At 41.5% G+C, this 11,040-nt stretch carries 10 protein-coding genes; 6 read left to right on the top strand and 4 right to left on the bottom strand.

The genetic code is table 11. From position 1 onward, the window contains the following. Positions 1-302: 302 nt before the first annotated feature. Both JMY06_RS11170 and JMY06_RS11165 read left to right on the top strand, forming a co-directional pair. Positions 303-899 carry a class I SAM-dependent methyltransferase gene (locus JMY06_RS11170; protein WP_201618324.1) on the top strand — a complete coding sequence of 199 codons (597 nt, stop codon included), beginning with the start codon at positions 303-305 and terminating at the stop codon, positions 897-899. Positions 900-1,013: 114 nt separating this feature from the next. After that, the gene (locus JMY06_RS11165) at positions 1,014-1,874 is read left to right on the top strand and encodes a universal stress protein (protein ID WP_201618323.1); all 861 of its coding nucleotides are present in this window, start codon (positions 1,014-1,016) and stop codon (positions 1,872-1,874) included. A 136-nt stretch (positions 1,875-2,010) separates the two neighbouring features. Here the strand turns inward: JMY06_RS11165 and JMY06_RS11160 are convergent, their stop codons facing one another. The 4 genes from JMY06_RS11160 to pnuC form a co-directional block, all read right to left on the bottom strand. Further along, complete coding sequence (locus tag JMY06_RS11160; protein WP_201526591.1) at positions 2,011-2,544, bottom strand: DUF302 domain-containing protein; 534 nt, start codon at positions 2,542-2,544, stop codon at positions 2,011-2,013. A 137-nt stretch (positions 2,545-2,681) separates the two neighbouring features. Next, complete coding sequence (locus JMY06_RS11155) at positions 2,682-3,563, bottom strand: DMT family transporter (RefSeq protein WP_201618322.1); 882 nt, start codon at positions 3,561-3,563, stop codon at positions 2,682-2,684. A 119-nt stretch (positions 3,564-3,682) separates the two neighbouring features. Continuing rightward, positions 3,683-4,306 carry an AAA family ATPase gene (locus JMY06_RS11150; RefSeq protein WP_201618321.1) on the bottom strand — a complete coding sequence of 208 codons (624 nt, stop codon included), beginning with the start codon at positions 4,304-4,306 and terminating at the stop codon, positions 3,683-3,685. After that, a complete protein-coding gene (pnuC, locus tag JMY06_RS11145) occupies positions 4,257-4,994 on the bottom strand; it encodes a nicotinamide riboside transporter PnuC (protein ID WP_201618320.1) in 738 nt (245 codons plus the stop codon). Before pnuC ends, JMY06_RS11150 begins: the two co-directional genes overlap by 50 nt. A 295-nt stretch (positions 4,995-5,289) precedes the next feature. Between pnuC and JMY06_RS11140 the strand changes: the two genes are divergently transcribed. The 4 genes from JMY06_RS11140 to dnaX form a co-directional block, all read left to right on the top strand. Further along, positions 5,290-6,435, top strand: a complete 1,146-nt coding sequence (locus JMY06_RS11140) for a beta-ketoacyl-ACP synthase III (RefSeq protein ID WP_201618319.1) — start codon at positions 5,290-5,292, stop codon at positions 6,433-6,435. A 237-nt stretch (positions 6,436-6,672) separates the two neighbouring features. Next, positions 6,673-7,764: a peptide chain release factor 1 gene (prfA, locus tag JMY06_RS11135; protein ID WP_201618318.1), complete on the top strand. Its 1,092-nt coding sequence runs from the start codon at positions 6,673-6,675 to the stop codon at positions 7,762-7,764. Positions 7,765-7,899: 135 nt separating this feature from the next. Continuing rightward, a complete protein-coding gene (gene lysS / locus JMY06_RS11130; protein WP_201618317.1) occupies positions 7,900-9,423 on the top strand; it encodes a lysine--tRNA ligase in 1,524 nt (507 codons plus the stop codon). Between the two features lie 189 nt (positions 9,424-9,612). Next, on the top strand, positions 9,613-11,040 hold a 1,428-nt coding region (gene dnaX, locus JMY06_RS11125; RefSeq protein ID WP_201618316.1), incomplete at its 3' end, for a DNA polymerase III subunit gamma/tau.

Raw genomic sequence — 11,040 nt, 5'->3', positions numbered from 1 at the left:
CTCTTTGTTGTGGTAAACAAGAGTTTAAGGCGTTGCTTATTTTTTTCAACTATTCCCTAATTCTATACAGACCCTAGAAACATTATAGTGGAAATACACTAAATAAGGCATAGGCCTAAAATTATCTATTTATTTAGGCACACACTATCTACCGAGGAAGTATAGCGTGGGTTATGCTTTCGCTCCATCCATGCTACGAGTAACAACTCCCACAGAACATAAGTCTTAATATCATCACAGACAATGCTACCAATTAGATAGTAGAATGAATGTTTAACCACAAATAATAGAAGGAAGCTAATATGTGGGATGAACGCTACAGTGAGCCAGATTATGTCTTTGGCACAGAACCTAATGATTTTCTAAAAGAAGAATTTGAGAGAATACCAGCAGGCGGCCAAGTGTTGTGTCTAGCTGAAGGTGAGGGGCGCAATGCAGTATTCTTAGCTCAGAGAGGCTATCAGGTAACTGCGATGGATCTCTCTGAAGTTGGCCTGAGTAAGGCGCTAAAATTAGCCAGTGACAAGGGCGTTACTATATCGACTCAGGTTGCAGATTTAGCCGATTATTCATTGGGCGAACAACAGTGGGATGGCATTATTTCTATTTGGGCACACATGCCTGATGCTGTACAGCAAAGCGTTCATGCACAGATTGCAAAAGCATTAAAGCCCGGCGGGGTGTTTATCCTCGAAGCTTATACTGAGCAGCAACTCACTATGGAAGGTATTGGCGGGCCGCCTGCCACACAAAAAGAGCGCTTCGTGTCACTAGGAAAATTACGCCCAGAACTTGCAGAGCTTGAAGAAGTTACCGGTGTTGAAAAGCACCGTAGCATTTCAGAAGGCGCACGCCATCAAGGACTTAGTGCGGTGGTGCAATTTATCGGTTATAAGTAATTATTGATTATTAAGAAGCAATTATAAAAATATCTATAATGAAGTCCGCCAAGCGCTGGTAAAAAAGTTCGGTGTCTATGATAAACCTATCAATTGAAAAATTAAGGATAAACTATGTCAACAGAACAGCATATTTTAGCTTGTATTGATGGGTCGGCAGTCACTGAGTCCGTTTGTAGCTATGCCGCATGGTATGCCAGTCGATTAGATTTATCGGTCGGATTATTACATGCTACTGATATCCCTGCCTCGACAAGGCGAGACTTGTCAGGAGCGATAGGTATCGATAGCCGCCAATTGTTACTAGGAGAACTAACGCAGCTAGATGAAAAAAGAGCTCAGGTTGTCAACAGTTATAGTAATGCGTTAATACAAGATGCAAAAAGCTATATTAACAGTCGCTTCGATGTGAATGTAGATAGTTATCAACGTCGAAGCAAACTACTACCTGCTATCGAGCACTTTAAAGAAAAAAATCGAGCCATCGTTATGGGCCGGCGTGGAGAAGATCACAAGAATAATCGAATCAATATTGGTAGCCAAATTGAAACCGTTGCACGCGCATCAAGTATACCCATTTTGATATGCTCAGAGCAGTTTAAAGTGCCTACCTCCTTCATGGTTGCATTTGATGCCAGTAAAATAGCTATTAAAGCGGTGCAAATGGTGGCTAATAGCCCACTTTTGAGAGGCATGCAAGGTCACATTGTGATGATAGGAAATGATGATGACTCCTCTAAAAAAATATTGGCAGCGGCAGTTGAACAATTAAAATCATCGGGCTTTATGGTAGATGCTCATCTCTTATCCGCAGCTGATGCAGTTGATGGATTATTAACGTTCCAAGTGGAAAATAAGATCGATATTATTGTGGTTGGTGCTTATGGAGGTTCTAAGTGGCGGCAGTTATTTCTTGGTAATACCACTACCGAGATTATTGTCAGCACGCTCTCACCTATTATCTTAGTGCATTAAGATGTTTTTGGTGAATTATAATAGTGTCCAAAAAATTCTGGTTTAATGGACACTACTCGAACGTACAAGGGACTTATTTACCAAATTAGCCGTACACTTTTTTAGTGTACGGTGAATGGAGTCTCTTTTTAGGGATTTACTTTGAGGTTGCCGCAGTGCTTAACTTGCTAATCAGCATTGATATATTATTGATGGCTTTATCGCACCCTTCAATATTATGGCGTGCTTTTAAGTATTCAGGATTGTTATAGGTAAGTCGAACCACGCCTTCTGCATCTTCACTAATGAGAACCTTTTGCGGCAAATCAATGGCTACTGTTTGAGCAGACTGCATTAGCGGTGTTCCAACTTTAGGGTTACCAAAGATAATGACTTCCGTTGGTCTTAATTTTAAATCAACACCTGCCGCATTTTTTTGGTGATCAATTCTGCCAAATAAAGTTAAGCCTTTATTTTTAGCGATAGATTCAAACCTATCAGCGGTTACTTTGACTGAATGATGACTCTCAAGGGTAATCAAGCCATTTTCAGTACTTTTATAATTAGTTGTTTCTTTAACTATATGACTGTTTGTTGCATGAGGACTTTCGGCTGTAGGCATGTTTTTTTCAGCACTGACGCAAGAGGAAGCTATTAAAGCAAAAGCGATAACAGGAATCATTTTAATCATAAGTTTACCTATTGGTTAGTGTTAATAATTAGCGAGATTGAATAATCATTGTACGTAAAAATTATTGTGTTTTTCATGCTTATGATACTTATTCTATAATGGCTCAATGAGCCGTGAGATATTGATTTTAATTGGCTTTAACTTAATTTTTTAAGCCCCTTTTTATTTAAAATAAATACCAATACCGCGCCTAAAATCACAGCGCTTGCCACTATAAACTGTACGGTTAACTGCTCGGATAAAAATAGCACGCCTGCAATAGCAGCTAATACAGGCACGCATAATTGTACCACTGCTGCTTGGGTGCTTTTTAACAGCGGCATTGCCATATACCAAATGCTGTAGCCAAGGCCGGATGCTATTGCTCCTGATGCACAAGCGAGTAGTATCCCTTCAATACTTATATTTTTTAGATCGCTCATGCCTACTAATAGCAATATAGGAATAGCGACTAGGCTTCTGATAAAGTTAAAGCCCGTGGCTCGAAGTGGCGATATACAGGATTTACCACGTATACTATATATTCCCCATGCCACACCGCTTATGGCCATAAGGGCCGCACCAAATAGGGAAGGCACAGCTGCTGACGGCAGCATTAAATAAATAAAGCCTGCTACCGCGACTATAAGAGCCGACCATTGCAAAGCACTCAATGGCTCTTTTTTATAAACACCCCAGCCAATCATAGTGAGTTGTACCGCTGAAAATAAAATAAGCGCACCCGTGCCAGTATCTAGCTCCATATACGCGATTGAAAAACAAAGGGCATAAATTAATAAGGTAATACTACTGCGCCAGCTGCCTTTATCTTTTAAAATGGCACTATCAAATGTACCCTTACGTTTTAGAGTATAGGTATAAACTGCCATGATAATACCAAGGCAGGCAGCAGCACTCGACAGGCGAACAACCGTAAAGTTCCAAGGATCTATATAACCTTCTGCTAAGGCCATTCTGCAGAAAAGCGAGTTTGCGGCAAAAGCTATTAAAGCAATAATCGTATATAAGGTAGCTTTCAAAAATAATTCCTAGTAAGCACTAGCAAGTGTAGGATAACTTAACAATAGCATAGTTAGATAAACAATCAATCTCTACTAAGCTCATTATTAATAATAAATAGCCTAAGTAAGATTTTAAATTAATTAAAATCATTTAACCAACCTACTACCTGAAAAACCCGCTGATCTCTATCGCCACCAATACATCGAAAAGGTTTATTATAACGAATCAGCTCGGCAGCAAAGCGGGCACTTATCTCTTCACGCCCATGCGGGCTATCACGTAAATCATCAGCGACCCATGGAATATCGACTTTAGTCAATAGAATCAAATCATAATGATGTGCCAATGCTGCTTTAGTAAGGGCATCAGGACAGTCACCATAATACCAATTGGCATAAACCATCAGCTCAAACGAGCTGGTATCACAAAACAGATATTGTCTATTTGCTATAGTATGCTGCGCAGTTTTAACTGCTGGGACTGTCTGCTCAGCTTGTAGTGCTAGTTTATTCTCTAGAGCAATCTGACCTTGAGCAATAGGCAACAAGTCGTCCCATGCGCAAGTCTTTTCCTCAACATTCCACTTTTTCTGCAAGTAGGTACGCATATATTCTGGTACCCAAGGGCTACCAAAATATGCGGCTAAGTCGCGACATAAAGTAGTCTTGCCAGTACTTTCTGCACCGAGGATAGCGACATTGATAACCGATTTAGGCGTATGCTGCGTTAAATTGAATACGGTAACGTCGTTGCCATTCATAATATGCCCAGATTGCAATGAAAGTAAACACTATGTACTGTAGTGCAGTGAAGGTGAAACCTTTATAAAAGTATAGCGGCACCGAGATGACATCGGCGACTATCCATAGTAACCAATGCTCAATTTTGCGACTGGCCATCAGCCACATGGCTATTAAGAATAATGCGGTCGTGAGCATATCGGTATAGTCGACCCAAGTAAATAAGTGTAGACCCAGTACCGCACCATCAAAGCTAAAGTTATTATTAATGACAGGTCGGAAATAATAGACCAGCGCCACGAAGGCGACGGTAACAATCGTTAGCACTGCCATTATAGGTATATCGCTTGCCTGAATATGCTCAATCTGGACATTATTTTGAGACTGCTGGTCTGCTTGCTTACTATCCTGATTCACTTTAGTTTTCTGACTTATATTTGCCTTACTTCTTGACCAATTTCTCCAACCATATAGACCCATAGCCGTATAATAAGCATTGATGAACATGTCGCCAAATAATTGCCACTTCCAAAGCAGATAAACAAAAATAGCGGTACTGACTATTCCGATAGGGAAGACCAGTATACTGGTTCTACGCGCTAGTAAGACACTGGCGACACCAAATATAACGCCAATAAGCTCTAGTACAATAAATAGTGTTGGATATTCAGCATATTGTCCAAATAACCAATCAAAAGTTCCTACCATGTGAGCTCCTAATTATTTTTTTTGTTAAAGTATAATGTCTTTGAGTGTACCTGGCTTTTGCCTTTAACTAGTGCGCATAAATTATATAGTAGCTAGAGATTGATAACATTAGCCTTTAGCCCTTATATGACTGAAATTGATTATTTGTAACAAAGTATTAGAAAAACAATAATATTCAGGCATAATAAAGCATCAGTTTTAAGTTTACAGTTATTCACCGAAATTAATTATTCACTATTTTCTCATACTCTATGCTTATCATTAAGCGCAACAGTAGTAGACAAGGAAGCTTATTATGACGACTTGTATCACCGGCACCGGTTTGTACATCCCCCCTTATAGCATCAGTAACGAAGAACTGGTAGAGTCATTTAACCAGTATGTTGATAATTATAATGAAAAGCATGCTGACGAAATAGCAAACGATACCATACCTGCGCTGCAACACTCGTCCGCTGAATTTATCGAAAAAGTATCTGGTATCAAGTCACGCTACGTGATGGAAAAAGACGGTATTTTAGATCCTGAAATTATGGCACCAGTCATTGCCTATCGTAACTTGGGTGAAGAGCTATCTGTGATGGCAGAAATGGGTGCAGCAGCACTTAGAGACGCGCTCAAAGATGCTGGTTTAGAGCCTAATGATTTAGATGGCATTATCCTTGCTTGCTCAAACTTCCAGCGTACTTATCCTGCCGTTGCTATCGAGATTCAGAATGAGATCGGTATGATTGGCGGCTTTGCGTATGATATGAACGTTGCTTGTAGTGCAGCGACCTTTGGTCTGTCACAAGCACATGGTTCTATCGTATCTGGACTTGCCAAACGCATTGCTGTGGTCAATGTTGAGATTACCTCTGCGCATCTTAACTGGCGCAACCGTGACAGTCACTTTATCTTTGGTGATGTAGCAACCGCCTGTATCGTAGAAGACTTAGATACACCTAAAGGCTATGAGATTCTAAACTCTAAGCTATTTACTGAGTTTTCAACCAATATCAAAAACGAATACGGTTTTATGGATCGCTCTGAGTTTTTAGCAGCGGGTACAGAGATGTATCCGGATCTTAAAGAGCCGGTAACTGATAAGCTGTTCTTACAAAATGGTCGTAAAGTATTCCGTGAGGTCTGCCCAAAAGTCTCTCAAATTATCACTGAGCATTTGCAAGAAAATAATCTGCAGGCAAGTGACGTTAAAATGATGTGGCTACACCAAGCAAATGCTAATATGATTGATTTAATCTTACGTACAGTAGTTGGCCGTGATGCAGATAAAGCCATTGCGCCAAGCGTTATTGCTGAATTTGCCAATACCAGCTCATCTAGCCCAATGGTAGTTTTCCATCGTTATAAAGATGCGCTACAGTCAGGCGATCTGGGTGTAATTTGCTCGTTTGGGGCCGGTTATTCTATTGGTTCAGTATTAGTACGTAAGGCCTAAAGTCTCGTATTTATAGCTGAGATAATTGTAACTTACTAATTTACGATTCTTATCGTCAATTTAAGTAAAATGGCTAAGAGCAATCTTGGCTATTTTTTTATGCTTAAATTTTGTTTATTGGGTAGGGTTAGTGATGTTTATTGATATAAGCGTGAAGTTTACGCAGTGGTTTTAATTTTGCTGCAAAAATTTGCTATAATTGCAGTCTTATTTCCCTTATTTAGATAAAGTCACGTTATGAAAGAATCCCTGCGCTTACGTTTAGACCAGATGGTAGACCGTTATGAAGAAGTGACCGCCTTATTGTCCGACCCTGGTGTCATTAACGATAATAATAAATTCCGTGAGCTGTCCGTTGAGCACAGCGATTTGATGGATATTACCACTTTATGGTTGAACTATGGTCAGGCAGAAAGGGATCAAGTTGATGCCGAAGCTATGCTCGTCGAAGCTTCAGATCCTGAAATGAAAGAGATGATGCAAGAGGAAATCGATAGTGCACGCGATACCATCGTTGAGATGGAAGAAGCGCTCAACGTCATGATGCTGCCGAAAGATCCGAATGATAAAGTGCCTGCATTTTTGGAAATTCGTGCAGGTACTGGCGGCGATGAAGCGGCGATTTTCTCTGGTGATTTGTTCAGAATGTACCAAAAGTATGCGCAAACCCAAGGCTGGACAGTGGAAGTATTGTCAGCTAACGAAGGGGAGCACGGCGGCTATAAAGAGATTATCACTCGTGTCTCGGGGAACAGTGTTTATGGTCGTTTAAAATTCGAGTCTGGGGTGCATCGTGTTCAGCGTGTGCCTGAGACCGAAAGCCAAGGCCGCGTACATACTTCCGCTTGTACCGTTGCGGTAATGCCTGAAGTTGAGATTGATGATACGGTGGATTTAAATCCAGCAGACATTCGCTTCGATACGTTTCGCTCAAGCGGCGCGGGTGGTCAGCACGTTAACACGACTGATTCAGCCGTACGTCTGACTCACATTCCGACCGGCACCGTGGTAGAGTGCCAGCAAGAACGCAGCCAACATAAAAACCGTGCGCAAGCGATGAAAATGCTTATCTCAAAAATTCAACAGGTTAAGGTTCAAGCTCAAGTCGATGCCGCGGATACGATACGTCGAGATTTGGTTGGGAGTGGCGACCGTAGTGAGCGTATTCGTACTTATAACTTCCCACAAGGGCGCATGACGGACCATCGCATTAACTTAACCTTATATAAGCTTGATGCCATTATGGAAGGCGATATGGATGAATTGCTTGATTCGCTACTACGTGAGCACCAAGCCGACTTGATGGCTAGTATCGGTGGCGGTGATTAGTAAATTGAAAGCCAGTACAATAACTAATGGCTACGAGACAGAAAACACCAGTAGTTCTGATAATAATAAATAACTTATTATCATTTTAAGTTTATTATTTTATTCCTTTAATTATTCAATAATTTTGAGAGTGTTATGTCAAAGCAAAACAACCAAGACCAAGTTGCAGCAGTAGAAGACCCAAATGAGCTTATCGCTCAACTACAAGCTAAGCTTGATGATATAAAGGCTTCTGGTCAACAGCCTTATCCCAATCAGTTTAAACGTACTGATTATGCTCAAGATTTACAAACGGCTTTTGAGGGTTTATCGAAGCAAGAGATTGATGAAAATCCTGTTAAGACCCAAGTTAACGTCGCTGGTCGAGTGATGCTTAACCGTGGCGCTTTCATTGTTATACAAGATATGACGGGTCGCATTCAATTATACGTCGCACGAAAAGAGCTGGATCCTGAAGTACTTGCCAGTATCAAGTCTCTAGATTTAGGCGATATCGTTGGGGTTTCAGGCTATATCAGTCGCTCAGGAAAAGGTGATTTATATGTGCATATCGAAGAGATTCAGCTATTAACTAAGTCACTACGCCCAATGCCGAACAAGTTTCATGGCTTAGCAGATGTTGAAGCCCGTTATCGCAATCGTCATCTAGATTTGATGACCAATGAATCGACTCGTGAAGCCTTTGTTATTCGCAGTCAAGTGGTCAGCGGTATTCGTCAATTTATGCTTAATGAGCGCTTCATGGAAGTTGAGACGCCAATGATGCATCCTATCCCAGGCGGCGCAGTAGCGCGTCCTTTTGAGACCCATCATAACGCCCTAGATATGCCGCTATATTTGCGTATCGCACCTGAGTTATATTTGAAGCGTCTAGTGATTGGCGGTTTTGAAAAAGTATTTGAGATTAATCGTAGCTTCCGTAATGAAGGGGTGTCAACCCGTCATAACCCTGAATTTACTATGATTGAATTCTATCAAGCGTATGCAGATTATCATGATTTGATGGACTTAACTGAGCGCTTATTTAATCAGCTGGCGACTGATATTCTAGGTAGCACTGAGCTGACTTATCAGGAAGAAATCATCAGCTTAAAAGCACCCTTTGCCCGTATTTCGATGTCTGATGCAATCGCACAACATGCGGAAGGTTTTGATATGGCGCATATTGATGATCGCGAATATTTAGCAGACTATGTATCGAATACGCTCAAGCAGCAAGTGAAAGATGTCTTTGGTGCTGGTAAATTAAAAACCATCGTATTTGAAGAAACTGCTGAGCATCAATTACGTCAGCCGACATTCATCACTGAATACCCAGCTGAGACCTCGCCGCTGGCACGTCGTAACGATGACAACCCTGAAATCACCGATCGCTTTGAGCTGTTCATCGGTGGTCGTGAGTTGGCCAATGGTTTTAGTGAGTTAAATGATCCTGCTGATCAAGCCGAGCGTTTCCGTGGGCAAGTCGCCGAAAAAGATGCGGGTGATGACGAAGCGATGCATTTTGATGAAGAGTATATCGAAGCCTTATCTTATGGCCTACCACCAACTGCAGGCGAGGGTATTGGTATCGACCGTTTGGTTATGTTATTTACTGACTCTGCCAGTATTCGTGATGTGATTTTATTCCCACATATGCGCCGTAAAGTAGATCAATAAGCCACTATTAATACTTGGTTGTTAGCGAGTATTTAGCGCCTACTAAGTCATTGTCAAACCAATAACAAGCCAGACGCATGTGCTGGCTTTTTGCTATAATAAGCACTCTAAAATAACACTTCAAAAATAGCTCTCGTATTTACTTATAAGTATTCTAGTAATCTAAGCCACTTGGCAAAATGGATGGATATGACGCAGCAATATCAAGTCTTAGCCCGTAAATACCGACCCAAAAACTTCCATGAGTTAATCGGGCAAAATCATGTCTCGCAAGCGTTAATCAATGCTATTGATTATAATCGTCTGCATCATGCTTATTTATTTACTGGTACACGTGGGGTCGGTAAGACTACTATTGCGCGTATCCTAGCAAAGTGTTTGAACTGCGATATGGGCGTGACCAGTACGCCGTGCGGAGTATGTGATAATTGCGTGGCGATTGACCAAGGGCGTTTTATTGATCTTATTGAGATTGATGCCGCTTCTCGTACTAAGGTTGAAGATACCCGCGAGCTGCTTGATAATGTCCCTTATGCACCAAGCCAAGGGCGTTATAAAGTTTACCTCATTGATGAGGTGCATATGCTGTCGACGCACAGTTTTAACGCGCTCCTCAAGACTTTAGAAGAGCCGCCTGAACATGTGAAGTTTTTACTAGCAACGACTGATCCCCAAAAGCTGCCGATTACCATTATCTCGCGCTGTTTACAGTTTGTGTTGCGTCCACTGCCACAAACTTTGCTTAGTGAGCATTTGGCTAATGTTTTAACTCAAGAGCATGTGAGCTATACTCAACCGGCTTTATGGCAGCTGGCAAGTGCCGCTAAAGGCTCAGTACGGGATGCGTTATCGTTGACTGATCAGGCCATTGCCTTTGGGCAAGGGGCGCTTGATGATGTGACGGTTAATGAGATGTTAGGCTTGATTGATGCGGCTGACTTAGTGCGCTTAATCACTGATATTTATAACCATGATAAATCAGCAGTTGCCGCGCATATTGAGCAGATGCGGGCGCAAATGGTTGATGCGTCCAGTATGTTTGATGGCCTCGCTGAGCTATTACATCAACTGGCCTTAACTCAATTGCTACCTGAAGTGGCGCTTAACGTGAATGAGGCGCAAGCGCAAACTATCAATACTTTAGCCCAGCATATTAGCCCTGATGTGTTGCAGCTGTATTATGAGATTGTGGTACAAGCACGCGAAAGTATTAAGCTTGCCAGTACGCCGATGCAAGCGCTGGAGATGTGCATATTACGCCTATTGGCTTTCCGTCCATTACCCCTTGATGAGATGTTAACCAGCACCTCAGTTACTGAGCCTGATAATGTTAATACTGCAAGTCCTGCAACGGCTATCAGACATACCGTAACAGCCGCGTATGATTCGCAAACTTACGACGTTACTAGACAAGATAGCAATACTGATAACGACCTTATTAACAATGATATTAGTACTGGTATTATTGAGGATAATTCTAATAATGTTTATCAAGATTATGAGCCTGCTACTTACAATACTAAGGTAGAGCCAGAACCAGTTGCAGAACCAATTGCAGAACCAATTGCAGAACCAATTGCAGAACCAATTGCAGAACCAATTGCAGAACCAATTGCA

The organism is Psychrobacter urativorans (assembly GCF_904846675.1).
In the GTDB taxonomy this organism is placed as follows: domain Bacteria; phylum Pseudomonadota; class Gammaproteobacteria; order Pseudomonadales; family Moraxellaceae; genus Psychrobacter; species Psychrobacter urativorans_B.
Note: the sequence above shows the minus strand (reverse complement) of the source record. Positions and strands in the feature narration are given on the sequence as shown.